This is a genomic window from Cedecea sp. FDAARGOS_727 (assembly GCF_012273235.1).
GTDB lineage: Bacteria > Pseudomonadota > Gammaproteobacteria > Enterobacterales > Enterobacteriaceae > Cedecea > Cedecea davisae.
Genome location: NZ_CP050966.1, coordinates 2,685,491 through 2,710,243, shown reverse-complemented (window position 1 = coordinate 2,710,243; position 24,753 = coordinate 2,685,491). Strand labels below are relative to the sequence as shown.

The following is a 24,753-nucleotide window of genomic DNA, read 5'->3' as shown; positions in this document are numbered from 1 at the left end:
TTTTTCCCCTCAGTCCAAAAACGAGAGGGGAAAGTGCAGGCATAAAAAAAGCGGTGATTTTCATCACCGCTTTTTATTTGAACTGTCGATTATTCGCGGAACAGCGCTTCGAGGTTCAGCCCCTGAGTCTGCAGGATCTCACGCAGACGGCGCAGGCCTTCAACCTGAATCTGACGAACACGTTCACGAGTCAGGCCAATTTCACGACCCACATCTTCCAGTGTTGCAGCTTCATAACCCAGCAGACCGAAACGACGAGCCAGCACTTCACGCTGCTTAGCGTTCAGTTCAAACAGCCACTTCACGATGCTCTGTTTCATATCATCGTCTTGCGTGGTGTCTTCCGGACCGTTGTCTTTCTCATCCGCCAGAATATCCAGCAGCGCTTTCTCAGAGTCACCGCCCAGAGGGGTGTCTACCGAGGTAATACGCTCGTTGAGGCGCAGCATACGGCTAACGTCATCAACCGGTTTATCCAGCTGCTCGGCAATCTCTTCTGCACTTGGCTCATGATCGAGCTTGTGTGAGAGTTCGCGAGCGGTACGCAGATAAACGTTCAGCTCTTTCACAATGTGAATCGGCAGGCGGATCGTACGGGTTTGGTTCATGATTGCCCGTTCGATGGTCTGACGAATCCACCATGTCGCATAAGTTGAGAAACGGAATCCACGTTCCGGATCGAACTTCTCAACCGCACGGATAAGCCCCAGATTGCCCTCTTCAATCAGGTCCAGCAAGGCCAAACCACGATTGCTGTAACGACGAGCAATTTTCACCACCAGACGCAGGTTGCTTTCAATCATGCGGCGGCGGGAGGCAACATCACCGCGCAGTGCGCGGCGTGCAAAATAAACTTCTTCTTCGGCTGTTAATAATGGAGAGTAACCGATCTCTCCAAGATAAAGCTGAGTCGCATCAAGTACACGCTGGGTAGCGCCCTGTGACAACAGCTCCTCTTCGGCAATGTCGTTATCACTGGGTTCCTCTTCTACAAGGGCTTTTTCATCAAAAGCCTCAACTCCGTTCTCATCATATTCCGCGTCTTCGTTTAACTCGTTAACTTTCAGCGTATTCTGACTCATAAGGTGGCTCCTACCCGTGATCCCTGGGCAATACACTCCGTAGAGTATGTTGCCGGTTTATCGCTGCGGTAAATAACGCAGCGGGTTTACGGATTTCCCCTTGTAACGAATTTCAAAATGCAAACGTGTAGAACTGGTTCCGGTGCTACCCATGGTAGCTATTTTTTGCCCCGCCTTAACTTCTTCTTGTTCCCGGACCAGCATTGTATCGTTATGGGCGTAGGCACTCAGGTAATCATCGTTATGTTTTATGATGATTAGATTACCGTAACCGCGCAGCGCGTTACCGGCATACACCACGCGCCCTGAAGCGGTCGCAATGATAGCCTGTCCTTTACTGCCCGCTATATCGATGCCCTTGTTGCCTCCTTCGGTGGCAGCAAAGTTTTCGATAATTTTGCCCTCTGTCGGCCAGCGCCAGGTAGAGATAGGCGAGCTGTTAGAGGTACTGCTAGCGGTGGGTTCGGTAGAGCTAACCACGGGTGCCGTTACCGGTGCTGTGACAACTGTCGCAGCTGGCTTATTGCCTGGTAACATTTTGGTATCACTCTGTTCACCTGAATCTTCAGAATACGTAATTGTTGGTTTAGAAGCAACCACCGTGGTTGAGTTTTGTGCAGCTGGCGTCGTCACGCCCTGGGCGCGCGCATCGGCCGCGGTGACCGCATTACCGCCGGTAATTGGCGTGCCGGATGCATTGCCAACTTGCAGGGTTTGCCCAACTTCCAGTCCGTACGGTGCCGCTACGTTGTTGCGCTGCGCCAGATCGCGGAAGTCGTTGCCCGTAATCCACGCAATATAGAACAGCGTATCGCCGCGCTTAACGGTATAGGTGCTGCCGCCGGCATAGCTGCCTTTCGGAATGTTCCCATACTGACGATTGTACACAATGCGGCCATTTTCCGTGTGCACAGGCTCAGAAACGACGGCCTGGCGCTGGGGCTGATGAACGGGCTGGATTTGCGGCGTCTGCTGTATTTGCGGAGCCTGCTGGATCTGAGGGGCCTGAACCGGAGCCGACATTGTTGGTGGCTTAGTCACCAGCAGGCTGCCGCTCGAAGAGCCGGATGCATTGCCGTTGCCGCCGACGGAACTGATCGGTGCCTGGGTGTTATTATTGCCTGAACAGCCAGCCAGCCAAAGACCGGCGAACGTTAGCATCGCCGCCCGGCGTAAAGTGAAAGTTGGGCTTCCCGCGCTCATTTATCCCCCAAATGATAACAACCAGATATTCATGAAAACACTATAGAAAGCAGCGCCTAACCGCGCCTGCTTTTGCCGAGTCCGGCTACGTTACGCCGAATTCCTGCCCAAAAAACCGGATATTTCCGGGTTATGCCAGCTCGCCGCGCACTAAGGGCACAAAACGAACGGCTTCTACAGTGTCGATAGAAAATTCATTCCCGTGGCGGCGAATCCGCTTCAACAGCTGATTCTCGTCGCCCACGGGTAAAACCAAAATCCCGCCGTCTTTTAGCTGAGACAGCAGGGCCGAAGGAACTTCCGGCGGTGCCGCCGTCACAATGATAGCGTCAAACGGAGCTTTCGCCTGCCAGCCCTGCCAGCCATCGCCGTGACGGGTAGAAATATTGTGCAAGTCGAGCTGCTTCAGGCGACGCCGGGCGTGCCATTGCAGCCCCTTTATACGCTCAACCGAGCAGACATGCGCAACCAGATGCGCCAGAATCGCGGTCTGGTAGCCGGAGCCGGTGCCAATCTCCAGCACTTTCGAGTCCGGCTCTAGCGCCAGCAGCTCGGTCATCCTCGCCACCATATAAGGCTGCGAGATAGTCTGGCCAGAGCCAATCGGTAACGCGGTATTTTCCCAGGCTTTGTGTTCAAACGCTTCATCGACAAATTTCTCGCGCGGTACCTGTGCGATAGCCTCAAGAACATTTTCGTCCTTGATGCCCTGGGCACGTAATTGATCGAGAAGGGTTTGTACGCGTCTGCTTACCATTGCGCCTCAACTCCGGCTTTCGCCAGCCAGTGGCCTACGACTTCCTGGGCGCTATGGGCGGTTAAATCAACGTGCAGCGGCGTGACCGAAACATAGCCTTCATCTACCGCGGCAAAATCGGTATCCGGCGCGGCATCGAGTTTTTCACCCGGCGGCCCAATCCAGTAGAGCGTATTACCGCGTGGATCTTCCTGAGGAATAACCTGGTCTGACGGATGGCGGCTGCCGCAGCGGGTAACGCGGATACCTTTGATTTGATCGAGCGGTAAATCAGGCACGTTGATGTTGAGAATACGGCCAGTGCGCAAGGGTTCACGCGCCAGCGCCCGCAGAATAGTGCAGGTAACCGCCGCAGCCGTTTCATAATGTTCGTGGCCGTTAAGCGACACGGCAAGGGCGGGGAAGCCTAAATGCCGCCCTTCCATCGCCGCCGCAACGGTGCCGGAATAAATGACGTCATCCCCAAGATTGGGGCCCGCGTTAATGCCCGACACCACGATATCCGGGCGCGGGTGCATAAGCGCGTTAACGCCCAGATAGACACAGTCCGTCGGCGTGCCCATCTGAACCGAAATATCCCCGTTAGCGAGGGTAAAAGTCCTGAGCGATGACTCAAGCGTGAGCGAGTTTGATGCGCCGCTACGGTTTCTGTCCGGCGCCACAACCTGCACCTCGGCAAATTCTCGCAGCGCTTTAGCCAGCGTCTGGATCCCAGGCGCATAGACTCCGTCATCGTTACTCAGCAATATTCGCATAATCACCCGATGTGTTCATGAGTTCCCTGACAACGCTGGTGGCGAAGCTGCCGGCCGGGAGCCAGAAGTTCAGCTCAACGGTCACATCATCCCACCAGTTCCAGCTTAATTCTTTTGCCTGCACCAGCATGGCGCGGCGTGCAGCTTCAACGCGTTCGCGGTTCAACAAGCCGAGCAAAACGCCCTCTTCCGCCACACATTGCTGCTCAAATTCCAGCGCGGCATTCTTCGTGCCCCACTCGCCGTCGCCCGGCAGCGGCGCGGTTACCAGCAGTTCGCCGTCGTCCACGCGCTGTTGCAAGGTCGGGAGTTCTTCCGGGGTCGCAACAAACCAGCTGCCGCGTCCTGCCAATTGTAGCGCATCGCCATCAACAACTTGATTAAAGTCTGGTTTTTTCAGGCGCTGGCTAACAATCTGATTAAACAACGCGCTGCGGGCCGCCGACAACCAAAAACTGCGTTTATTTCTGTCGCGCAGCGGCGCATTGCTTTCCGCCCAGCGCCTCGCCTGATGCAGGTTATTACCGCCGATGCCAAAACGCTGGCTGCCGAAATAGTTCGGGACGCCCAGCTTAGCAATCGCCTGCAGGCGCTGTTCCATTTCATTACGATCGCTAACCTCGCGCAGCACCAGGGTAAAGCGATTTCCCTGAAGCGCGCCTAAACGCAGCTTGCGGCGATGGCGGGCAAACTCCAGCACTTTGCAGCCTTCCAGCTCAAAGGCGCTCATGTCCGGCATCTCTTTGCCCGGCAGGCGCACGCAGAACCACTGTTCGGTCACGGCATGCTTATCTTTTTGCCCGGCAAAACTGACTTCACGGGCGTGAACCTTGAGGAACTTTGCCAGCGCATCGGCAACGGACCGGGTATTGCAGCCGGTTTTCAGGATGCGCAGCAGCAGGTGCTCGCCTTCGCCGTCCGGGCCGAAGCCGAGGTCTTCAATAACGACGAAATCTTCCGGACTGGCTTTAATCACGCCGGTGCCCTGCGGCTTACCGTGCAGCCACGTCAGGTTTTGCATATCCATTACTTGCCAGCCTTATGCAGCAGCGCCACCGCTTCACAGGCAATACCTTCCCCGCGCCCGGTAAAACCAAGTTTTTCGGTGGTGGTCGCTTTGACGTTAACATCGTCCATATGACAGCCGAGATCTTCGGCGATAAACACGCGCATCTGAGGGATGTGCGGTGCCATTTTCGGCGCCTGAGCAATAATAGTGACGTCAACGTTGCCCAGGGTGAAGCCCTTAGCCTGAATACGGCGCCACGCCTCACGCAGCAGCTCGCGGCTATCGGCACCTTTAAACGCCGGGTCGGTGTCCGGGAATAACTTGCCGATATCCCCCAGTGCGGCCGCGCCAAGGAGCGCATCGGTCAATGCGTGCAAAGCGACATCGCCGTCGGAATGGGCCAGCAGCCCTTTTTCAAACGGGACACGAACGCCGCCAATAATAATCGGGCCAACGCCGCCAAAAGCATGAACATCAAAACCGTGTCCGATACGCATTATAAATTCTCCGTTTGGGTTAACCGCGTAAGATAGAAAGCCGCCAGCGCAAGATCCTCAGGGCGAGTCACCTTGATATTATCAGCACGAGCGCTAATCAGTGCCGGATGGAAGCCACAATATTCCAGCGCCGAGGCTTCATCGGTTATGGTTGCGCCTTCATCCAGGGCGCGCAGCAGGCAGCTGCGCAGAAGTTCGAGCGGGAAAAGCTGCGGCGTCAGGGCGTGCCAGAGGTCTTCTCTGTCCACCGTGTGGGCAATTAACGCTTTGCCCGGCTCGCCACGTTTCATGGTATCCCGCACGGGGGCGGCAAGAATACCGCCGACTTTACTGGTGGCGGTGATAGACAGCAGATTTTCCAAATCGTCCTGATGCAGGCACGGGCGGGCGGCGTCATGCACCAGCACCCATTCAGCATTTCCAGCGGCCTGCAAACCGGCCAGCACGGAGTCCGCTCGCTGGCCGCCGCCGGTAACAACCCTGACGCGCGGATGTGCCGCAAGCGGCAGGGAAGAAAAGTGGGTGTCGTTGGGGCTAATGGCGACGATAACCTGGCCAACGCGCGGGTGGGCCATCAGGCTGGCTACCGCGTGTTCAAGAATCGTTTTATCGCCGATATGTAGATACTGCTTAGGACATTCCGTTTGCATACGGCTGCCGATACCGGCCGCCGGTACCACGGCAATTACGTCCGGGGAGGAGTCTGCCATGTCTTTCACTTATTCTGAGTTATCGATTATTTTGCCCGGCGCCGCTGTTGTTGCCGCTGGCCGCGCGTTTGGAGGCATCAGGCACCAGGCGGTAGAAAGTCTCTCCCGGCTTGGTCATGCTGAGTTCATTACGAGCGCGCTCTTCAATCGCTTCCTGGCCGCCGTTGAGGTCGTCAATTTCGGCAAAAAGCTGATCGTTACGAGATTTTAATTTGGCATTGGTTGCCTGCTGCGCAGCGACATCTTCGCTGACGCGCGTGTAATCGTGTACGCCGTTTTTTCCGAACCACAGCGAATACTGGAGCCAGACCAGCAAGGCCAGCAACAGCAGCGTTAGTTTACCCATCCAGCCCCCTGAAAAACGGCACAATCATCCCACAACTTTTTCTTTGACTCCACTGCGGCAAGCAACCCTGCCCGCCAAACCGCGGCAGAATTTACCACATAACGAGAACGCATGCGCGATTGCAGCAAGTTTAGCTTAACGTTGACCATAAATAGTCTGTTACGGTTTGACGCAGTTCTGCACGGCTATCCCATCAGCCACATGAACAGAACGCCGAACATCAGCGCCACGCAGAGCAGCGTGGCAAAGCAGCTGAACAACAGCTTGCCGCGCAGCAGGGAATGTACTGCTATCCCAACGACGACCGCTACCGGCATCAGCGCCAGGAAAAATGGCCAGGTGTAGAGGAAGAAGAAAAGCGTGTTGGGGCCATACACCAGAAAGGGAATACCTAGCGCCAGCAGCCACGACAAAAAGCCGATGAACGCCCCGGGGAGTGACCAGGTTGTTTCCTCGACCGTCGGGCTGGTTTCAGCCTGAGAAATAACGATATTCGTGCCGTTGCGCATAACTGATTTCATAACCCTGATGGCCGGAAGCGTTATGCCTCCGGGCGTCTTCAGCAATTGATGATATCGTCGCGACGCAGCAGGTCTAATATTTGGGCCACTAAATTTGTTACTAATTGTTCGCCATCTAAGTGAATTTCAGCCGCCAACGGCGCCTCATACGCCGAGTCAATGCCGGTAAAATTCTTTAGCTCACCGGCTCGAGCCTTCTTGTAGAGGCCCTTCGGATCGCGGGTTTCACAAATCTCCAGCGGCGTATCCACGAAGACTTCGTAAAAGCGCCCTTCCCCTACTCGCTCCCTCACCATTTGGCGCTCAGCGCGGTGCGGAGAGATAAACGCACTCAGCACCAGCAGCCCAGCGTCAACCATCAGGCCGGCGACTTCGCCAACCCGGCGAATATTCTCTTTGCGGTCTTCATCGCTAAAACCCAGGTCGCTGCATAACCCGTGACGCACATTATCGCCATCGAGCAGATAAGTGCTGATGCCAAGCTGATGCAGCGCCTGTTCCAGCGCGCCGGCCACGGTTGATTTCCCCGAGCCGGACAGGCCGGTAAACCACAGCACCGCCCCGCGGTGCTGATTCAGAGCTTCACGCTGCTCGCGGGTTACCGGGTGCGCATGCCAGACCACGTTTTCATCATGGTCGGCCATTACTTGCCTCCCAGCAGGTCACGCGCGCCCCAGTGCGGGAAGTGGCGGCGAACCAGAGCGTTAAGTTCTATTTCAAACGCGCTGTAAGCCGAAGGCTCCTGATAAACGTCTTCCTGTGGCTCACGCACCATACCGGCTCCCACGGTCACGTTGCTCAGGCGGTCAATGAAGATAAGCCCGCCGGTCACCGGATTAGCCTGGTATTTGTCGAGCACCAGAGGCTCGTCAAAGGTCAGATCAACAAGTCCGATGCCGTTCAGCGGCAGGCTTTCCACCACGCGCTGGGTAAGGGAGTTGATTTCAACCTGATAGTGAATATTGTCGACGCGGGCGCGGGTTTTCTTCCCGGCGATTTTAATGTCGAAGCTTTGGCCCGGCACCAGCGGCTGTTCCGCCATCCATACCACGTCAACTTTAGCGCTTTGCACCGCAACCAGCGGTTTGGCCACGTCGACTACCAGGTCGCCACGGCTGATATCGATTTCATCTTTCAGCACCAGGGTAATGGCTTCTCCGGCGCTGGCTTGTTGCAAATCTCCATCAAAAGTAACGATTCTCGCCACCGCAGATTCCACGCCTGACGGCAGGACTTTAACCCGATGCCCCACGCTGACCGTGCCGGAGGCTAAAGTGCCCGCATAGCCACGGAAGTCCAGATTAGGGCGGTTAACATATTGCACCGGGAAGCGCATCGGCTGCTGCTCCACGCCGCGAATAATTTCTACCGTCTCCAGCACTTGCAGCAGCGTCGGGCCGGTATACCACGGCATCTGGCTGCTCGAGCTTGCAACGTTATCCCCTTCCAGGGCCGAAAGCGGCACAAAGCGGATATCAAGATCGGCAGGCAACTGCTGGGCGAAGGTGAGGTAATCCTGTTTGATCTGCTCGAAGGTCTGCTCGCTGAAAGCAACCAGATCCATTTTATTGATAGCCACCACCAGATGTTTGATCCCCAGCAGCGTCGAGATAAAACTGTGGCGACGGGTTTGATCCAATACGCCTTTACGGGCATCAATAAGTAGGATCGCCAACTCACAGGTGGACGCTCCGGTCGCCATATTACGGGTGTACTGCTCGTGCCCCGGCGTATCGGCGATGATGAATTTGCGCTTTTCAGTGGAGAAATAGCGGTAGGCGACATCGATGGTTATGCCCTGCTCGCGCTCGGCCTGAAGGCCGTCCACCAGCAAAGCCAGATCGAGCTTTTCGCCCTGCGTCCCGTGGCGCTTGCTGTCGGTATGCAAGGAAGAGAGCTGATCTTCATAAATCTGGCGCGTGTCGTGCAGCAGGCGGCCAATCAGGGTGCTTTTGCCGTCATCAACGCTGCCGCAGGTCAGAAAACGCAGCAGGCTTTTGTGCTGCTGGGCGTGCAGGTATGCTTCCACGCCGCCTTCGTCAGCGATTTGTTGTGCAATAGTGGTATTCATCTGGCGGCTCCTTAGAAATAACCCTGGCGTTTTTTCAGCTCCATGGAGCCTGCCTGGTCGCGGTCAATCATGCGTCCCTGGCGTTCACTGGTCGTCGAAACCAGCATCTCTTCGATTATCTCCGGCAACGTCTGCGCGGTAGACTCAACCGCGCCGGTCAGCGGCCAGCAGCCCAGAGTACGGAAGCGCACCATACGTTGTTCAATCACTTCTCCCGGCTGCAGATCGATGCGATCGTCGTCAATCATCATCAACATGCCGTCACGCTCCAGTACCGGGCGCGGCGCGGCGAGATAAAGCGGAACGATATCGATATTTTCCAGGTAGATGTACTGCCAGATATCCAGCTCGGTCCAGTTAGAGAGCGGGAATACACGAATACTTTCACCCTTATTAACCTGGCCGTTGTAGTTGTGCCATAGCTCCGGACGCTGGTTTTTCGGGTCCCAGCGATGGAAGCGGTCGCGGAAGGAGTAAATACGCTCTTTCGCCCGGGACTTCTCTTCGTCACGACGAGCGCCGCCAAATGCGGCATCAAAACCATATTTATTGAGCGCCTGCTTCAGCCCTTCGGTTTTCATGATGTCGGTATGTTTGGCGCTGCCGTGCACAAACGGGTTAATCCCCATCGCCACGCCTTCCGGGTTGCGGTGAACGATAAGCTCACAGCCGTAGGCTTTAGCGGTGCGGTCGCGGAATTCGTACATTTCGCGGAACTTCCAGCCGGTGTCTACGTGTAGCAGCGGGAACGGCAGCGTACCTGGATAGAACGCTTTACGGGCCAAATGCAGCATCACCGAAGAGTCTTTACCGATGGAGTACATCATTACCGGATTGGAAAATTCGGCGGCGACCTCGCGGATAATATGGATGCTTTCAGCCTCCAGTTGCCGCAAGTGAGTAAGTCTTTTTTGGTCCATAACCTTCCCTTAAGCCAGATACGCCGCGGCCGGTCGTGGCAGCCGCCTGAGTTTTAATCTAAGGGGACTATAAGTCTTGCGCTTATTTGTTATGAAATTACGAATTGGAATGACTAGTTCCGCAAAGGAATAACGCCATGGCAAAGCTCACAACAAATTGTGCTTAACAGGCCGTTTTTTCGGGGGTTTAAGAGCAAATGAAATTGTTTAACCTCGCTCACAGTTTCATACTAATAGCGCGAAAAAACTCGCCTCCAAGAATGATTAATAAGGACGTAATATGCTTTCCGCATTGCGCTGCTCGGTGATTTCCATGGCGCTGAGCGCGTGCTTTACCTTTTCTGCCGTGGCAAAGACCGCGCAGCCCGGCGACATCGCCGACCAGCAAATCAGACACATCGCCACCTATTTTCCCGGCCGAATGACCGGCAGCCCCGCAGAAATGCTGGCGGCAGACTACATTCAGCAACAGTTTAAATCCTGGGGCTACCAGAGCGACATTCGCCAGTTCAATACCCGCTATCTCTACACCACCAAAGCAGGGCATCAAAACTGGCACAACGTCAGTACCAGCAGCGTAATTGCGGCGCGCGAAGGCAAGCTTCCGCAGCAGATAATTATTATGGCGCACCTGGACACCTATACGCCGCTCAACGACAAAGATGTCGATAACAATCTTGGCGGTCTGACTTTGCAGGGCGTTGACGATAACGCATCCGGACTGGGCGTAATGCTCGAGCTCGCCGAACGCATGAAGGATATGCCACTCCACTACGGCATTCGCTTTATTGCAACCAGCGGCGAAGAAATTGGCTCGCTGGGGGCGAAGAATATCCTTGAGCGCATGAGTAAAGAAGAGAAGGCTAACACTCTGCTGGTGATCAATCTCGATAGCCTGATTGTCGGCGATAAACTCTACTTCAATAGCGGGCAGTCAACGCCCGCCGCCGTGCGTAAGCTGAGCCGCGACAGAGCCTTAACGATTGCTCACCGGGCCGGTATTCAGGCCGCCACCAATCCGGGGATGAATGTTAAATACCCGAAAGGCACCGGCTGCTGCGGCGACGCAGAGGTTTTTGATAAAGCAGGGATCCCGGTGCTGACCGTTGAGGCGACTAACTGGCTGCTGGGGGCCAAAGATGGTTATCAGCAGCGCAGCAAAAACAAAGCTTTCCCGCACGGCACCAGCTGGCATAACGCGACCATTGATAACCTGGAATATCTGGATAAAGCCCTGCCGGGGAGAATTAAGCGGCGCAGCCACGATGTCGTTCGTATCCTGCTGCCGCTGGTGAGTGAGTTATCCGGGGCCGGGAAGTAATTTCTTAGTCGCCCCTTCTGGTGTAAAGGGCTGCTTTACTCGTGCAGCCCGCACTCGCGCTTCAGGCCAAAGAAGCGAGTCTCTTCTTCCGCCATGCCCGGCTCCCATTTGCGGGTAGTATGCGTATCGCCAACCGACAGATAGCCCTGGTCCCAGAGCGGGTGGTACTTCAGCCCGTGCTCGGTTAGATACTGGTACACCGTACGGTTATCCCAGTCGATAATCGGCAGGATTTTAAACACTTCACGCTGCACCGCCAGCACCGGCAGGTGTGCGCGGCTCCCTGACTGTTCACGACGCAGGCCGGCAAACCAGGTTTGTGCCCCGAGGGTTGCCATTGCGCGGTTCATCGGCTCGACTTTGTTGATGTCGTTATAGCGTTCAATACCTTCCACGCCCTGCTCCCACAGTTTGCCGTAACGCGCTTCCTGCCACGCAGGGCTTTCTGCCGCCCGGAACACCTGTAGATTCAGCTTCAGCTTCTCGGTCAGCTCATCGATAAACTGATAAGTTTCCGGGAACAGGTAGCCGGTATCGGTAAGAATGACGGGAATATCCGGGCGCTGCCGGGTAACAAGATGAAGACAAACCGCAGCCTGGATACCAAAGCTCGAGGAGAGAACGAACTCGCCGGGCAGATTGTCCAGCGCCCAGCTAACGCGCTCCTGAGCGCTGAGTTTTTCCAGTTGAGCGTTCACCTCGGCGAGCGCCATTACGCGCTCAACCTTTGGCAGTTCGTTCAGCGCTTTTAAATCGAGTCCGGACATACGTGCCTCGCTTAGTGATAGATGACCCTCACCCCGGCCCTCTCCCTGGAAGGGAAAGGGGGAAATCGAATTATTCCCTCGCCCCTTTAGACTGAGGGGAAGCCGAATTATCCCCTCGCCCCTTTGGGGAGAGGGTTAGGGTGAGGGGAAAAACTAGTCCCACAAATCTCTGGCAGGATCGAGCACGGGGCGAACAATCCCGGCGCGCACGGTGAAATCACCAAAGCCTTCATCGGCCTCACGCTCTTTCGCCCAGCGGCCTACCAGCTCATCAATTGAACTGAGGATCTCCGGCTCGGTAATGTTTTCACGGTACATACGCGGAATGCGCGTCCCGATACGGTTGCCGCCAACGTGCAGGTTATAGCGCCCTGGCGCTTTACCCACCAGGCCAATTTCCGCCAGCAATGCGCGGCCACAGCCGTTCGGGCAGCCGGTAACTCGCGTCACAATGTGCTCATCCGGTACGTTGTGTTTGTCCAGCACCTGCTCGACTTTGGTAACGAACTCCGGCAGGAAGCGTTCGGCCTCAGCCATCGCCAGCGGGCAGGTTGGAAACGCCACGCAGGCCATTGAGTTTTCACGCTGAGGCGTGACCGCATTCATCAGGCCGTGCCCGGTTGCCAGCTTCTCAATTTTAGCTTTTTCGCTTTCCGGCACGCCCGCGACGATCAGGTTCTGATTCGCGGTCAGGCGGAAGTCGCCTTTGTGGATCTGAGCTATTTTCAGCAGGCCGGTTTTCAGCGGGCGATCCGGGTAATCGAGAATACGGCCATTTTCGATAAACAGCGTCAGGTGCCATTTATCATCAATGCCTTTTACCCAGCCGATACGGTCGCCGCGGCCGGTAAATTCGTAGGCTCGGGTCGGTTCAAACTTGATGCCGGCCCGGCGCTCCACCTCGGCCTTAAACACATCCACGCCAACGCGCTCAAGGGTGTATTTGGTCTTGGCATTTTTACGGTCGGTACGGTTTCCCCAGTCTCGCTGGGTTGTTACCACGGCTTCTGCTACCGCCAGCGTGTGCTCCAGCGGAATATAGCCAAACTCGCTCGCGGTGCGGGCGTAGGTATTTTTGTTGCCGTGCTCAATCGACAGACCGCCGCCGACCAGCAGGTTAAACCCTACCAGCTTGCCGTTTTCAGCAATGGCGATAAAGTTCATGTCGTTGGCGTGCAGATCCACGTCATTCTGCGGCGGGATAACCACCGTCGTTTTGAACTTACGCGGCAGATAAGTTGCCCCCAGGATCGGCTCTTCGTCGGTGGTGGCGACTTTTTCTTTATCCCACCAGATTTCCGCATAGGCGCGAGTGCGCGGCAGAAGGTGCTCGGAGAGTTTCTTCGCCCATTCGTAAGCTTCCTGATGCAGTTCGGACTCCACCGGATTAGAAGTACAAAGCACGTTACGGTTTACGTCGTTGGCGGTTGCCAGGGCGTCCAGCCCGACTTCATGCAGCATTTCATGCGCCGGTTTCACGTTCTTTTTCAGAATGCCGTGGAACTGGAAAGTCTGGCGGTTGGTCAGGCGAATGCTGCCGTAGATAGTTTTATCTTCGGCAAACTTATCAATAGCCTGCCACTGCTGAGTGGTGATAATCCCCCCCGGCAGACGGCAGCGCAGCATCATCGCGTGGCGCGGCTCCAGCTTTTGTTCCGCACGCTCGGCGCGAATGTCGCGGTCATCCTGCTGGTACATGCCGTGAAAGCGGATCAGCAGGAAGTTATCGCCGTTAAAACCGCCGGTCAGGCCGTCCTGCAGGTCTTCTTTAATTGTGCCGCGCAGGAAATCGCTATCGCGTTTCAGCCGTTCGGCGTCAACCAGTTTTCCTTCGACCACCAGAGGGCCAGGGTGTTTTTCGCTCATTAGTAGACATCTCGCTGATAACGGCGCTCAACGCGCAGCTCACTTAAAAACTCATCCGCCGCTTCGGTGTCCATGCCACCGTGGACGGAAACCACTTCCAGTAAAGCCTGCTCAACGTCCTTCGCCATGCGATTGGCGTCGCCGCAGACATAAATGTGGGCGCCTTCCTGAATCCAGCTCCACAGTTCCGCGCCTTTCTCGCGCAGTTTGTCTTGTACGTATATTTTATGCTGATGGTCACGGGACCAGGCCAGGTCTATGTTGGTCAGCAGGCCGTCTTTAACGTAGCGCTGCCACTCCACCTGGTAGAGAAAATCTTCGGTAAAGTGCGGGTTGCCGAAGAACAGCCAGTTCTTGCCGCTGGCGCCTTCGCTGTCGCGCTGCTGAATAAAAGCGCGGAACGGCGCGATGCCGGTACCGGGCCCAATCATGATGACCGGCGTTTCCGGGCTTGCGGGCAGGCGGAAATTGTCGTTGTGCTCGATGAACACACGCACTTCGCCGTCTTCTTCCAGACGATCGGCCAGGAAGCCAGAAGCCCCGCCGCTGCGGGCGCGCCCTTCAATTTCATAACGTACCGCGCCGACGGTAATGTGTACTTCGTTCTCCGCTTCCGCCTGAGAAGAAGCGATAGAATAGAGGCGTGGAGTCAGCGGGCGCAGCAGGCCGATAAGCTGCTCAGCCGTCAGTTCGGCTGGCGCATAACGCGCCATATCCACAATCGGCGTAGTTTGAGCATAGTGCTGTAATTTCGCTTTATCACCCACCAGCTCCAGCAGCGCGGGGTTGCGGGTCAACTGAGCGTAGTTCTCCACAATATTGGCGGTGTTTACCGTCAGCTCGAAGTGCCATTGCAGGGCTTCGCTCAGCGGCAGCGTTTTACCGCCAACGGTGACGCTTTCATCGCCCTTCAGCCACAGCAATTCGGTCAACTCTTTGACTAACGCCGGATCGTTTTGATACCAGACGCCAAGCGCATCGCCGGGCTGGTAGCGCAAGCCGGAATCGCCAAGATCGATTTCGACATGGCGCACGTCTTTATCGGAATCGCGGCCGGTAATTTTCTGGTTAACTGCAAGCGTGGCGGTTAGCGGCGATTCTTTGCTGTAGGGGCTGGTGAAAATTTCATTGCTTGCTCCGCTCGCCGTGGCCGCAGCCTGCGCAGGCGTTTCGGCCGGAACGCGGGACTTCAATAGCTCAACGATTTTGCCACGCCATTCCTGCGCGGCAGGCTGATATTCCACGTCGGTATCAACTCTCTCAAGCAGGCGTTCCCCGCCCAGCTCGGCAAGCTTGCTGTCGAAGTCTTTACCTGACTGGCAGAAGAATTCGTAAGAGCTGTCGCCGAGGCCAAAGACCGCAAACGCGGTGCCGTCGAGTTTTGGCGCTTTTTTCGAGAACAGGAATTTGTGCAGGGCAACGGCTTCTTCCGGCGGCTCCCCTTCGCCCTGAGTTGAGCTCACGACAATCAGCAGTTTTTCCTGGGCAATTTGTTTGAATTTATAGTCGCCAGCATTAACCAGATTGACGTTCAGTTTGGCCGCCAGTAAATCATCACGCAGCTGCTCGCTCACGCGGCGCGCGTTGCCCGTCTGCGAGGCGGAAATCAGCGTGATGGTAGGAGCCTCAGCCGCCGGGGCCGGGGCCGGGGCCGCTACGCCCGCAACCGCACCCGGCTGCTGGTTAATCATTCCCCAGAAATAGCCGGACAACCAGGCCAGTTGGGTGGTTGAAAAATCAGTGGTCGCCGCCTGAAGGCGCGCCAGCTGGTCCGGAGTGAGCGGCAGTAAAGCGCTCGGTGGGGCCTGAGTTGTCATGCGTATTTAGCTTCCAGTAGCAAAGGCAAAAAAAGGGCTTACAGACTGTAATGAGTCAAGGTTAACCAGCAGGTTATCAACAATTAAAGAAGGGATGGAAATAATAAATAACTAAAACGACTAATCGTTTTTTCAGGTAAATCATAGTGTTAAAAGCGATTAATTAACTAACTGATGACAAAGGGGTTTTCATCAGTTAACCGTTGGTTACACAGCGTAGCCGCCCGGAGTCGGGTTTAGTTAATGCGAAAAATAACCTATTCCGCTATCATGCTGCGGTTTTTCGAATTCCAGAGAGTTGAATGATGTCCACCACCCTGTTTAAAGATTTTACCTTCGAAGCCGCTCACCACCTGCCCAATGTACCGGAAGGCCACAAATGCGGTCGCCTGCACGGCCACTCCTTTATGGTGCGCCTGGAAATTACCGGCGAGGTGGATCCGCATACCGGCTGGATAATCGACTTCTCCGAGTTGAAAGCGGCATTTAAGCCAACTTACGATCGCCTCGATCACTATTATCTGAACGATATTCCGGGGCTGGAAAATCCAACCAGCGAAGTGCTGGCAAAATGGATTTGGGATCAGATGAAGCCCGTTATGCCGCTGCTCAGCGCGGTGATGATTAAAGAAACCTGCACCGCTGGCTGCGTCTACCGCGGGTAAAAAGAAAGGCACCAGACGGTGCCTTTTTACTATGCGATATTCAGGTATTTGTGCGTCTGCATCGACAGCCGCCAGTTGCGGGCAATACAGGTTTCGATGCACAGGCGCGTAGCATCTTCTTTCTGGCTTATCGGCTGAAGCGCGATAATCCGGCTCTTTTCATCCGTCAGCGTCGCCAGCAGGTCATCCAGCGCTTCAATATCACGCATGCGGCCCACCGGATGTTTGATTTCATCCGCGCGTTCCAGCGCCTGAGACAGGATGTCGTAGCCGCCGCGCATGTTCACCTTCGGGGAAACCGTCACCCAGGTATTGGCGCTACAGCGCACTTCATGCGTACCGCTGGTTTCTATCTGGCAGCTAAAACCGTTTTTCTCCAGCAGCTCCGTTAGCGGGGTCAGGTCGTGAATGCAAGGCTCCCCGCCGGTTATCACGACGTGGCGTGCGGTGTAGCCCTGGCGGCCAATAACGGCCAGCAGATCTTCGGCGCTACCCGCGCCCCATTTATCGCTTTCTTTGGTTTTTGCCAGGATGCTGAACAGCGAAACTTCACGATCCGCGAGCTTATCCCAGGTGTGTTTGGTGTCGCACCAGGCGCAGCCTACCGGGCAACCTTGCAGGCGAATAAAAATGGCCGGCACGCCGGTAAAATAGCCTTCCCCTTGCAGGGTCTGGAACATCTCGTTAATCGGGTACTGCATAATTATCTCAGTCATAGTCACAAAAAGTAATTATCGCAGAACTGGCGATTGAGATCATGCCTAATGCGGCTGCGGGGCGCAGCAGGTACAGAAGGGAATCAAATATCTAACAGAAGGCCGGGTTCACCCCGGCCATCTGCCTGATTTTTTACGTTTAAAATCAATCACCATACGGCCTTTGATTTTTCCGCTCTCCATCTCATGGAAGATTGTATTGATGTCTTCTAACGGGCGCAGCGTTACCTTCGGCGTCACTTTCCCCTCAGCCGCAAACTGGAAGGCTTCGGTGAGGTCCTGACGAGTGCCGACCAGAGAACCCACTACTTCAATGCCGTCCAGCACCAGGCGAGGGATGTTCAGGCTCATGGACTCAGGCGGCAGGCCAACGGCAACAATACGTGCACCCGCGCGAACCGCATCCACAGCAGAGTTGAACGCCGCTTTAGCAACCGCAGTAACCACGGCAGCGTGCGCACCGCCGGTTTTCTCCTGAATAATTTTTGCCGCGTCTTCATTACGCGAGTTAATCACCAGATCCGCCCCGCTCTCTTTGGCGAATTCAAGCTGAGCGTCGTTGACGTCAATAGCAATGACTTTGGCGTTGAACACGTTTTTAGCGTATTGCAGCGCAAGGTTACCCAAACCGCCAAGGCCGTAAATCGCAATCCACTGGCCCGGTTTGATATGGGAAACTTTCACCGCTTTATAAGTGGTCACTCCGGCGCAGGTGATGCTGCTGGCTTCCGCTGAAGCTAAGCCGTCCGGTACTTTTACCGCATAGTCGGCAACCACAATGCACTCTTCCGCCATGCCGCCATCGACGGTGTAACCGGCGTTGGTTACGCTGCGGCACAGGGTTTCATTACCAGAGTTACAATATTCGCAGTGCCCGCAACCCCGGAAGAACCAGGCCACGCTTGCGCGGTCGCCGACCTTCAGCGAAGCAACGCCAGGCCCGATGGCCTTAACGATACCAATCCCTTCATGTCCCAGGGTTGTCCCGGTTACATCGCCAAAATCACCATTCTTAACATGTAAATCGGTGTGGCAAACGCCACAGCATTCCATCGTTAGCAACGCTTCACCGTGCGCCAGGGCTCGCATTGGCTTGTCGATAATCTCTACGGAATGATCCTTGCTTACAACGGCAGCTTTCATGGGCGGTCTCCTGACCTGTAGTTAATGACCCACTTAGCCTGGCCTGGTCTGCAAGCGGGCGTAACCGATAAGAATTAATTAAGCATTTGATGTGAAAGGTTTTAACATTCAAGCGAAAAAAAAACCCGCCGAAGCGGGTTTTTATCAGAACCTAAAGAGGCAGTAAGAAATTACTGACCTTTAACTTCTTTCAGACCGTTGAACGGTGCTGGAGTACCTTGTGCTGCCAGAGCTTCTTCGATACGAATCAGCTGGTTGTATTTAGCAACACGGTCAGAACGGCTCATAGAACCGGTTTTGATCTGGCCTGCAGCGGTACCAACAGCCAGGTCGGCAATGGTAGCGTCTTCGGTTTCGCCTGAACGGTGAGAGATAACTGCGGTGTAGCCAGCATCTTTCGCCATTTTAATTGCAGCCAGAGTTTCGGTCAGGGAACCGATCTGGTTGAATTTGATCAGGATGGAGTTAACGATACCTTTTTCGATACCTTCTTTCAGGATCTTGGTGTTGGTTACGAACAGATCGTCACCAACCAGCTGGATTTTGTCGCCCAGTACTTTGGTCTGGTATGCGAAACCAGCCCAGTCAGATTCGTCCAGACCGTCTTCGATAGAAACGATTGGGTAATCTTTGGTCAGGTTTTCCAGGAAGTGAGTGAACTCTTCAGAGGTAAACGCTTTGTTGCCTTCGCCGGCCAGAACGTATTTACCGTCTTTGTAGAATTCAGAAGCCGCACAGTCCATAGCCAGAGTAACGTCTTTACCCAGCTCGTAGCCTGCTGCTTTAACTGCTTCAGCGATTACAGCCAGCGCTTCTGCGTTAGAACCCAGGTTAGGCGCGTAGCCGCCTTCGTCACCAACAGCAGTGTTCATGCCTTTGGATTTCAGAACTTTAGCCAGGTTATGGAAAACTTCAGAACCGATGCGTACCGCTTCTTTCAGGGTTTTCGCGCCAACAGGCTGGATCATGAACTCCTGGATATCAACGTTGTTGTCAGCGTGTTCGCCGCCGTTGATGATGTTCATCATAGGCAGAGGCATAGAGTATTTGCCCGGAGTGCCGTTCAGTTCAGCGATGTGTGCATACAGCGGCAGGCCTTTAGAGGCAGCAGCAGCTTTAGCAGCAGCCAGAGAAACAGCCAGGATGGCGTTAGCGCCAAACTTGGATTTGTTCTCGGTACCATCGAGGTCGATCATGATCTTATCGATGTTAGCCTGGTCTTTAGCATCTTTGCCAAGCACGGCTTCAGCGATCGGGCCGTTAACAGCAGCAACAGCTTTCAGTACGCCTTTACCCATGAAACGAGATTTGTCGCCATCGCGCAGTTCCAGAGCTTCGCGGGAACCGGTAGAAGCACCTGATGGAGCAGCAGCCAGACCTACGAAACCGCCTTCCAGGTGAACTTCGGCTTCAACAGTCGGGTTACCGCGGGAGTCGATGATTTCACGACCGATCACTTTCACAATTTTGGACATATAGGTTTTCCTCAAGTCACAACGTTAAACTAAAACTCCAGACAAACAACGCGCGATGATATCGCGCGTTGCCGTTCTAACTCTGCTTACTTCGCCTGGCGTTTCTGGTACTCACCGGCGGCTTTCACGAAGCCTGCAAACAGTGGGTGCCCGTCACGCGGAGTCGAAGTGAATTCCGGGTGGAACTGGCAGGCAACAAACCACGGATGATTTGGCACCTCAATGATTTCCACCAGTTGGTCATCACCGGAACGACCTGCAACACGTAAACCAGCTGCTTCAATCGGTTTCAACAACATGTTGTTGACTTCATAGCGATGGCGATGGCGTTCAACGATAGTCGACTCACCGTACATCTGACGAACCAGGCTGTCGTCGCTCAGTTGGCAAGGCTGGCCACCCAGGCGCATGGTGCCGCCTAAATCGCTCTTCTCGCTGCGAACTTCTACGTTGCCTTCTTCATCGCGCCACTCGGTTATCAGCGCAACCACAGGGTACTTACAGTCTGGCACAAATTCGGTAGAGTTGGCGTTAGCCATACCCGCCACGTTACGAGCGAACTCGATAAGCGCGACCTGCATACCCAGGCAAATGCCCAGATAAGGGATGTTGTTTTCACGGGCATAACGCGCGGTGGCGATTTTGCCCTCAACGCCGCGATAGCCGAAACCGCCAGGGATAAGGATAGCATCCAGGCCTTTCAGCAGCTCTACGCCGCGGGTTTCAACATCCTGCGAATCAATCAGCTTGATGTTCACGGTCAGACGATTTTTCAGCCCGCCGTGCTTCAGCGCTTCAATCACCGACTTATAGGCATCCGGCAGTTCAATATACTTGCCGACCATACCGATGGTGATTTCGCCCGTTGGGTTAGCTTCTTCGTAGATAACCTGTTCCCATTCAGCCAGATTGGCTTCAGGCGCGTTCAAGCTGAATCGTTTACAAATATAATCGTCCAGCCCCTGTGATTTCAACAGGCCTGGAATTTTATAGATAGAATCGACGTCTTTCAGAGAGATTACCGCTTTCTCCGGGACGTTACAGAACAATGCAATCTTGGCGCGTTCGTTAGCCGGTACGACACGGTCTGAACGGCAGATAAGCACGTCTGGCTGGATACCAATGGAGAGCAGTTCTTTAACGGAGTGCTGGGTCGGCTTAGTTTTCACTTCACCGGCTGCGGCCATGTAAGGCACCAGCGTCAGATGCATGTAGAGGGTGTGCTCGCGGCCCACTTCTACCGCCATCTGGCGAATCGCTTCAAGGAACGGCAGGGATTCGATGTCGCCGACGGTGCCGCCGATTTCTACCAGCACCACGTCGTGACCTTCGCCACCTTCCAGAATACGTTCTTTAATGGCGTTGGTGATGTGCGGGATAACCTGCACGGTCGCGCCAAGATAGTCACCACGGCGCTCTTTACGCAGTACGTCAGAGTAGATACGGCCGGTGGTGAAGTTGTTACGGCGGCTCATCTTGTTACGGATAAAACGCTCGTAGTGACCCAAATCGAGGTCGGTTTCAGCGCCGTCTTCTGTAACGAACACTTCCCCATGCTGGATAGGGCTCATTGTACCCGGATCGACGTTGATGTACGGATCGAGTTTCATGATGGATACGTTGAGGCCACGGGCTTCAAGAATAGCTGCGAGGGAGGCTGCGGCAATGCCTTTACCCAGAGAGGATACGACCCCGCCGGTCACAAAAATATAGTTCGTTGTCATGCTGAACCTGAGAAGTTAGGTTTAAAGACGATGGAATAACCAGGACGGGAAAGTAGTATACCCGAACAGCATGGGCGCCACAAACATTCATTCTGTTCCGCGGATTTCAATCCGGCACCACAGTCAGGCTAAGAAAATAGCCTGACTGCAATAAATGTTTTTGACGTAAATCAAGCGCTTGTTAAATAGAAAGCGCCAGAAAGTGCGTTTGTTAGCAAAAACGCTTTAGATATCAGTTTCCTGGCGTTTCACTTCTTGCCACGCATTTTCCATAACTTCCAGTCCCGCCTGCTCCATTGTCAGGCCCCGGGCGGCAACAATCGCCTCCACTTTCCGAAAACGTGCTTCAAATTTCCGGTTAGCTTTTTGCAAGGCGACTTCCGCTTTGGTGCCTAAATGGCGGGCCAGATTGACGGTAGCGAACAGTAAATCGCCAACTTCTTCTTCCAGTTTGGCTTCATCCACGACGGCCTGTTTTGCTTCAAACATGACTTCGTCGATCTCTTCGTGAACTTTATCCAGCACCGGGCCCAGCGTGGTCCAGTCAAAACCGACATTGGAGCAGCGTTTCTGGATTTTTTGCGCACGCATCAGCGCCGGGAGCGCTTCGGGAATATCGTCCAGCGCCGAGTGCTGAGCCTTCTGCGCACGCTCTTCAATTTTGATCTGTTCCCACTTCGCCAGGACTTCGCTGCTGGTCGCGGCGTCGCCGTCGGCGAAGATATGCGGATGACGGCGCTCAAGCTTATCGCTGATTGCCCGGCAGATATCCTCGAAGTTAAAACGATCTTCTTCCTCGGCCATCCGGGCGTAAAACACCACCTGGAACAGCAGATCGCCAAGCTCGCCGCGCAGATCGTCAAAATCTTCGCGGTTGATAGCGTCGAGCACTTCATAGGTTTCTTCGAGGGTGTGGGGGGCAATGGTGGCGAATGTCTGCTCGCGATCCCACGGGCAGCCGTTTTCAGGATCGCGCAGGCGCTGCATGATGCCGAGCAGGCGGTCGATTTGAGTCATTATCATTCCTTGTTTTTTTACCCTCACCCAGACCCCTCCCTAAAGGGAGAGGAGGCTGGCTCGAGTAGAATTGCTCGCCTCCGCTCCTCCGGGAAGAGGAGCGGAGTGAGGGGCAATAAATTAGCCGTGCAGCCTGCGGGCATCGATAATATCCGGCACCTGGTTCAGCTTGCCAAGTACGCGGCCCAGCACCTGTAGATTGTAGATTTCGATAGTCATATCGATAGTTGCCAGCTGCTGTTTGGTATCGCTGCGGCTGGCGACGCCCAGCACGTTAACCTTCTCGTTCGCCAGAATAGTCGTAATGTCTCGCAGCAGGCCGCTGCGGTCATTGGCCGTAACGCGCACCACCAGCGAGTAACCGCTGGAATAGCTTTCGCCCCAGACGGCATCAACAATACGCTCCGGCGCGTGAGACTGTAGTTCTGCGAGCTGATCACAGTCGGCGCGGTGAATCGAAATGCCCCGGCCCTGGGTAATAAAGCCGACAATCTCATCACCCGGGATCGGCTGGCAGCAGCGCGCAATGTGGTGCATCAGATTCCCAACGCCCTCAACCACGACGCGGCCATTATCTTTACTGCTGTGCGACTGTGGAGCGTAGGTTTTTTGCTTCAACTGGCGCAGCGCGGCGGCATCCTGCTCTTCGGCGCTTGGCTTATTAAACTGCGCCTGAAGGTAGTTGCTCATCTGGTTGAGGCGAATGTCGCCCCCGCCGATGGCCGCCAGTAACTCTTCAATTTCGTTGAAGTTGTAGCGCGGCAGCAGGGTTTTCTCCGCCTCTTTCAGGCTGATTCCCAGGTGTTCAATTTCGTCATCGAGGATCTGACGCCCGGCGAGAATATTTTTATCCCTGTCCTGCTTGCGGAACCAGTTGTGGATTTTCGCCCGCCCGCGGCTGGTGGTGATATAGCCGAGGTTAGGGTTCAGCCAGTCGCGGCTCGGGTTTGGCTGTTTCTGGGTAATGACCTCAATCTGGTCGCCCATTTGCAGCTGGTAGGTGAACGGCACGATACGCCCGCCAATCTTCGCCCCAATACAGCGGTGACCAACATCACTGTGGATGTGATAGGCAAAGTCGAGCGGCGTGGAGCCAGCGGGCAGGTCCACAACGTCACCTTTCGGGGTAAACACGTAAACCCGATCGTCGAACACCTGGCTGCGAACTTCGTCGAGCATCTCGCCGGAGTCGGACATCTCTTCCTGCCAGGCAATCAGCTTACGCAGCCAGGCGATGCGATCTTCATAACCGGAGCTGCCGCTGCGCGCGTTTCCTTCTTTGTACTTCCAGTGCGCGGCAACGCCCAGCTCCGACTCTTCGTGCATCTGCCGGGTACGGATCTGGATTTCAATCGTCTTGCCGTTCGGGCCAAGCACCACGGTATGAATCGACTGGTAGCCGTTAGGTTTGGGGTTCGCAACGTAGTCGTCGAACTCGTCCGGCAGGTGGCGGAAATGCGTATGCACAATACCCAACGCCGCGTAGCAGTCTTGCAGGCGCTCGGCGACGATACGCACCGCGCGCACGTCAAACAGTTCATCAAACGCCAGATGCTTTTTCTGCATTTTGCGCCAGATGCTGTAGATATGTTTTGGGCGGCCATAAACTTCGGCTTTCACGCCCTCTTCTTTCATCGAACTGCGCAGCCCAGCCACAAAATCATCGATGTAGTGTTCGCGATCGATACGGCGTTCGTGCAGCAACTGGGCAATGCGCTTGTATTCATCCGGGTGCAGGTAGCGGAAGCAATAATCTTCCAGCTCCCATTTGAGCTGGCCGATGCCCAGCCGGTTAGCGAGCGGCGCATAGATATTGGTACACTCTTTGGCCGCCAGCACGCGTTCGTCTTCCGGCGCGTCCTTCACTTCTCGCAGATGCGCAATACGTTCGGCAAGTTTGATGACCACGCAGCGAAAATCATCCACCATCGCCAGCAGCATGCGGCGGACGTTATCCACCTGGTCTGAGGAAACGGAGTCCGTGTGGGTCGCTTTAAGATGGCGAATCGCGTCCATATCGCGCACGCCGTGGATAAGCGTCACCACCTGCTTGCCGATATTTTCCAGCATCACCTCTTCGCTAACGACGCCCGCGTCCGCCAGCGGGAACAGCAGCGCCGCGCGCAGGGTGTCGTTATCCATACTCAGCATCGAGAGGATTTCGACCATTTCAACACCGCGCCACAGCAGCAGCTCGGCATCAGGATGGCCTTTGGTCTGGCGCTCACAATACGCCCAGGTTTCGGCTAAGCGTTCACACGACTGCTGGTTGGAAATCCCGAGGCTTGCAATCCATTTTTCGGGCGCAAATTCGCCAGCTTTGTTGAGATGTGCACTTCTTACCGCAACCATTATCCTCTCCTGTCGGGCC

The 24,753-nt window shown here is 55.1% G+C and carries 23 protein-coding genes; 2 read left to right on the top strand and 21 right to left on the bottom strand.

Annotated elements, in window-relative coordinates; genetic code table 11:
* Positions 1 to 89: 89 nt before the first annotated feature.
* From rpoS to cysD, 12 genes are all read right to left on the bottom strand, one after another.
* Complete coding sequence (gene rpoS / locus FOC35_RS12925; protein WP_172569095.1) at positions 90 to 1,082, bottom strand: RNA polymerase sigma factor RpoS; 993 nt, start codon at positions 1,080 to 1,082, stop codon at positions 90 to 92.
* 57 nt (positions 1,083 to 1,139) lie between these two features.
* Positions 1,140 to 2,285 carry a murein hydrolase activator NlpD gene (gene nlpD / locus FOC35_RS12920; protein WP_172569094.1) on the bottom strand — a complete coding sequence of 382 codons (1,146 nt, stop codon included), beginning with the start codon at positions 2,283 to 2,285 and terminating at the stop codon, positions 1,140 to 1,142.
* Between the two features lie 130 nt (positions 2,286 to 2,415).
* Positions 2,416 to 3,042 (bottom strand): protein-L-isoaspartate(D-aspartate) O-methyltransferase, encoded by a 627-nt coding sequence (locus FOC35_RS12915; protein ID WP_172569093.1) that lies wholly within the window; start codon positions 3,040 to 3,042, stop codon positions 2,416 to 2,418.
* Positions 3,036 to 3,797, bottom strand: coding sequence for a 5'/3'-nucleotidase SurE (gene surE / locus FOC35_RS12910; protein ID WP_172569092.1), 762 nt, complete (start codon positions 3,795 to 3,797; stop codon positions 3,036 to 3,038). The genes FOC35_RS12915 and surE overlap by 7 nt, the downstream gene beginning before the upstream one ends.
* Positions 3,778 to 4,824, bottom strand: a complete 1,047-nt coding sequence (gene truD / locus FOC35_RS12905) for a tRNA pseudouridine(13) synthase TruD (RefSeq protein WP_172569091.1) — start codon at positions 4,822 to 4,824, stop codon at positions 3,778 to 3,780. The genes surE and truD overlap by 20 nt, the downstream gene beginning before the upstream one ends.
* Positions 4,824 to 5,303, bottom strand: a complete 480-nt coding sequence (gene ispF, locus FOC35_RS12900; protein ID WP_016537992.1) for a 2-C-methyl-D-erythritol 2,4-cyclodiphosphate synthase — start codon at positions 5,301 to 5,303, stop codon at positions 4,824 to 4,826. Before ispF ends, truD begins: the two co-directional genes overlap by 1 nt.
* The gene (gene ispD / locus FOC35_RS12895; RefSeq protein ID WP_016537993.1) at positions 5,303 to 6,013 is read right to left on the bottom strand and encodes a 2-C-methyl-D-erythritol 4-phosphate cytidylyltransferase; all 711 of its coding nucleotides are present in this window, start codon (positions 6,011 to 6,013) and stop codon (positions 5,303 to 5,305) included. The genes ispF and ispD overlap by 1 nt, the downstream gene beginning before the upstream one ends.
* Before the next feature lie 19 nt (positions 6,014 to 6,032).
* Positions 6,033 to 6,359 (bottom strand): cell division protein FtsB, encoded by a 327-nt coding sequence (ftsB, locus tag FOC35_RS12890; RefSeq protein ID WP_016537994.1) that lies wholly within the window; start codon positions 6,357 to 6,359, stop codon positions 6,033 to 6,035.
* A 185-nt stretch (positions 6,360 to 6,544) separates the two neighbouring features.
* Positions 6,545 to 6,868 (bottom strand): DUF3561 family protein, encoded by a 324-nt coding sequence (locus FOC35_RS12885; RefSeq protein WP_039899424.1) that lies wholly within the window; start codon positions 6,866 to 6,868, stop codon positions 6,545 to 6,547.
* A gap of 50 nt (positions 6,869 to 6,918) precedes the next feature.
* On the bottom strand, positions 6,919 to 7,524 hold the full coding sequence (gene cysC / locus FOC35_RS12880) for an adenylyl-sulfate kinase (RefSeq protein WP_172569090.1): 606 nt from the start codon (positions 7,522 to 7,524) through the stop codon (positions 6,919 to 6,921).
* Entirely contained in the window at positions 7,524 to 8,951 is a 1,428-nt protein-coding gene (gene cysN, locus FOC35_RS12875; RefSeq protein WP_172569089.1) for a sulfate adenylyltransferase subunit CysN, read from the bottom strand. Before cysN ends, cysC begins: the two co-directional genes overlap by 1 nt.
* Before the next feature lie 11 nt (positions 8,952 to 8,962).
* Positions 8,963 to 9,871 carry a sulfate adenylyltransferase subunit CysD gene (gene cysD / locus FOC35_RS12870; RefSeq protein ID WP_016537999.1) on the bottom strand — a complete coding sequence of 303 codons (909 nt, stop codon included), beginning with the start codon at positions 9,869 to 9,871 and terminating at the stop codon, positions 8,963 to 8,965.
* 280 nt (positions 9,872 to 10,151) lie between these two features.
* On the opposite strand from cysD, the gene FOC35_RS12865 reads away from it, so the two are divergent.
* Positions 10,152 to 11,192 (top strand): aminopeptidase, encoded by a 1,041-nt coding sequence (locus FOC35_RS12865; RefSeq protein WP_172569088.1) that lies wholly within the window; start codon positions 10,152 to 10,154, stop codon positions 11,190 to 11,192.
* 35 nt (positions 11,193 to 11,227) lie between these two features.
* Here FOC35_RS12865 and cysH read toward each other — a convergent pair whose 3' ends face one another.
* From cysH to cysJ, 3 genes are all read right to left on the bottom strand, one after another.
* The gene (gene cysH / locus FOC35_RS12860) at positions 11,228 to 11,959 is read right to left on the bottom strand and encodes a phosphoadenosine phosphosulfate reductase (protein WP_016538001.1); all 732 of its coding nucleotides are present in this window, start codon (positions 11,957 to 11,959) and stop codon (positions 11,228 to 11,230) included.
* Positions 11,960 to 12,112: 153 nt separating this feature from the next.
* Positions 12,113 to 13,825 (bottom strand): assimilatory sulfite reductase (NADPH) hemoprotein subunit, encoded by a 1,713-nt coding sequence (gene cysI / locus FOC35_RS12855; protein WP_016538002.1) that lies wholly within the window; start codon positions 13,823 to 13,825, stop codon positions 12,113 to 12,115.
* The gene (cysJ, locus tag FOC35_RS12850; RefSeq protein WP_172569087.1) at positions 13,825 to 15,642 is read right to left on the bottom strand and encodes an NADPH-dependent assimilatory sulfite reductase flavoprotein subunit; all 1,818 of its coding nucleotides are present in this window, start codon (positions 15,640 to 15,642) and stop codon (positions 13,825 to 13,827) included. The genes cysI and cysJ overlap by 1 nt, the downstream gene beginning before the upstream one ends.
* A 302-nt stretch (positions 15,643 to 15,944) precedes the next feature.
* Here cysJ and queD point away from each other — a divergent pair, with 302 nt between their 5' ends.
* Entirely contained in the window at positions 15,945 to 16,307 is a 363-nt protein-coding gene (gene queD / locus FOC35_RS12845) for a 6-carboxytetrahydropterin synthase QueD (RefSeq protein WP_016538004.1), read from the top strand.
* Between the two features lie 29 nt (positions 16,308 to 16,336).
* Here queD and queE read toward each other — a convergent pair whose 3' ends face one another.
* From queE to relA, 6 genes are all read right to left on the bottom strand, one after another.
* Complete coding sequence (gene queE, locus FOC35_RS12840) at positions 16,337 to 17,008, bottom strand: 7-carboxy-7-deazaguanine synthase QueE (protein ID WP_039898739.1); 672 nt, start codon at positions 17,006 to 17,008, stop codon at positions 16,337 to 16,339.
* Positions 17,009 to 17,131: 123 nt separating this feature from the next.
* A complete protein-coding gene (gene adhP / locus FOC35_RS12835; protein WP_172569086.1) occupies positions 17,132 to 18,166 on the bottom strand; it encodes an alcohol dehydrogenase AdhP in 1,035 nt (344 codons plus the stop codon).
* A 170-nt stretch (positions 18,167 to 18,336) separates the two neighbouring features.
* Entirely contained in the window at positions 18,337 to 19,641 is a 1,305-nt protein-coding gene (eno, locus tag FOC35_RS12830) for a phosphopyruvate hydratase (RefSeq protein ID WP_016538007.1), read from the bottom strand.
* An 86-nt stretch (positions 19,642 to 19,727) separates the two neighbouring features.
* Entirely contained in the window at positions 19,728 to 21,365 is a 1,638-nt protein-coding gene (pyrG, locus tag FOC35_RS12825) for a glutamine hydrolyzing CTP synthase (RefSeq protein ID WP_016538008.1), read from the bottom strand.
* A 225-nt stretch (positions 21,366 to 21,590) separates the two neighbouring features.
* The gene (mazG, locus tag FOC35_RS12820; RefSeq protein WP_172569085.1) at positions 21,591 to 22,382 is read right to left on the bottom strand and encodes a nucleoside triphosphate pyrophosphohydrolase; all 792 of its coding nucleotides are present in this window, start codon (positions 22,380 to 22,382) and stop codon (positions 21,591 to 21,593) included.
* Positions 22,383 to 22,502: 120 nt separating this feature from the next.
* Positions 22,503 to 24,734, bottom strand: coding sequence for a GTP diphosphokinase (gene relA / locus FOC35_RS12815; RefSeq protein WP_016538010.1), 2,232 nt, complete (start codon positions 24,732 to 24,734; stop codon positions 22,503 to 22,505).
* Positions 24,735 to 24,753 lie beyond the last annotated feature (19 nt).

Bases quoted from the DNA above. Each gene is read 5' to 3' on its own strand.
- rpoS (WP_172569095.1), bottom strand. From the start codon at position 1,082: ATGAGTCAGAATACGCTGAAAGTTAACGAGTTAAACGAAGACGCGGAA.
- nlpD (WP_172569094.1), bottom strand. From the start codon at position 2,285: ATGAGCGCGGGAAGCCCAACTTTCACTTTACGCCGGGCGGCGATGCTA.
- FOC35_RS12915 (WP_172569093.1), bottom strand. From the start codon at position 3,042: ATGGTAAGCAGACGCGTACAAACCCTTCTCGATCAATTACGTGCCCAG.
- surE (WP_172569092.1), bottom strand. From the start codon at position 3,797: ATGCGAATATTGCTGAGTAACGATGACGGAGTCTATGCGCCTGGGATC.
- truD (WP_172569091.1), bottom strand. From the start codon at position 4,824: ATGGATATGCAAAACCTGACGTGGCTGCACGGTAAGCCGCAGGGCACC.
- ispF (WP_016537992.1), bottom strand. From the start codon at position 5,303: ATGCGTATCGGACACGGTTTTGATGTTCATGCTTTTGGCGGCGTTGGC.
- ispD (WP_016537993.1), bottom strand. From the start codon at position 6,013: ATGGCAGACTCCTCCCCGGACGTAATTGCCGTGGTACCGGCGGCCGGT.
- ftsB (WP_016537994.1), bottom strand. From the start codon at position 6,359: ATGGGTAAACTAACGCTGCTGTTGCTGGCCTTGCTGGTCTGGCTCCAG.
- FOC35_RS12885 (WP_039899424.1), bottom strand. From the start codon at position 6,868: ATGCGCAACGGCACGAATATCGTTATTTCTCAGGCTGAAACCAGCCCG.
- cysC (WP_172569090.1), bottom strand. From the start codon at position 7,524: ATGGCCGACCATGATGAAAACGTGGTCTGGCATGCGCACCCGGTAACC.
- cysN (WP_172569089.1), bottom strand. From the start codon at position 8,951: ATGAATACCACTATTGCACAACAAATCGCTGACGAAGGCGGCGTGGAA.
- cysD (WP_016537999.1), bottom strand. From the start codon at position 9,871: ATGGACCAAAAAAGACTTACTCACTTGCGGCAACTGGAGGCTGAAAGC.
- FOC35_RS12865 (WP_172569088.1), top strand. From the start codon at position 10,152: ATGCTTTCCGCATTGCGCTGCTCGGTGATTTCCATGGCGCTGAGCGCG.
- cysH (WP_016538001.1), bottom strand. From the start codon at position 11,959: ATGTCCGGACTCGATTTAAAAGCGCTGAACGAACTGCCAAAGGTTGAG.
- cysI (WP_016538002.1), bottom strand. From the start codon at position 13,825: ATGAGCGAAAAACACCCTGGCCCTCTGGTGGTCGAAGGAAAACTGGTT.
- cysJ (WP_172569087.1), bottom strand. From the start codon at position 15,642: ATGACAACTCAGGCCCCACCGAGCGCTTTACTGCCGCTCACTCCGGAC.
- queD (WP_016538004.1), top strand. From the start codon at position 15,945: ATGATGTCCACCACCCTGTTTAAAGATTTTACCTTCGAAGCCGCTCAC.
- queE (WP_039898739.1), bottom strand. From the start codon at position 17,008: ATGCAGTACCCGATTAACGAGATGTTCCAGACCCTGCAAGGGGAAGGC.
- adhP (WP_172569086.1), bottom strand. From the start codon at position 18,166: ATGAAAGCTGCCGTTGTAAGCAAGGATCATTCCGTAGAGATTATCGAC.
- eno (WP_016538007.1), bottom strand. From the start codon at position 19,641: ATGTCCAAAATTGTGAAAGTGATCGGTCGTGAAATCATCGACTCCCGC.
- pyrG (WP_016538008.1), bottom strand. From the start codon at position 21,365: ATGACAACGAACTATATTTTTGTGACCGGCGGGGTCGTATCCTCTCTG.
- mazG (WP_172569085.1), bottom strand. From the start codon at position 22,382: ATGACTCAAATCGACCGCCTGCTCGGCATCATGCAGCGCCTGCGCGAT.
- relA (WP_016538010.1), bottom strand. From the start codon at position 24,734: ATGGTTGCGGTAAGAAGTGCACATCTCAACAAAGCTGGCGAATTTGCG.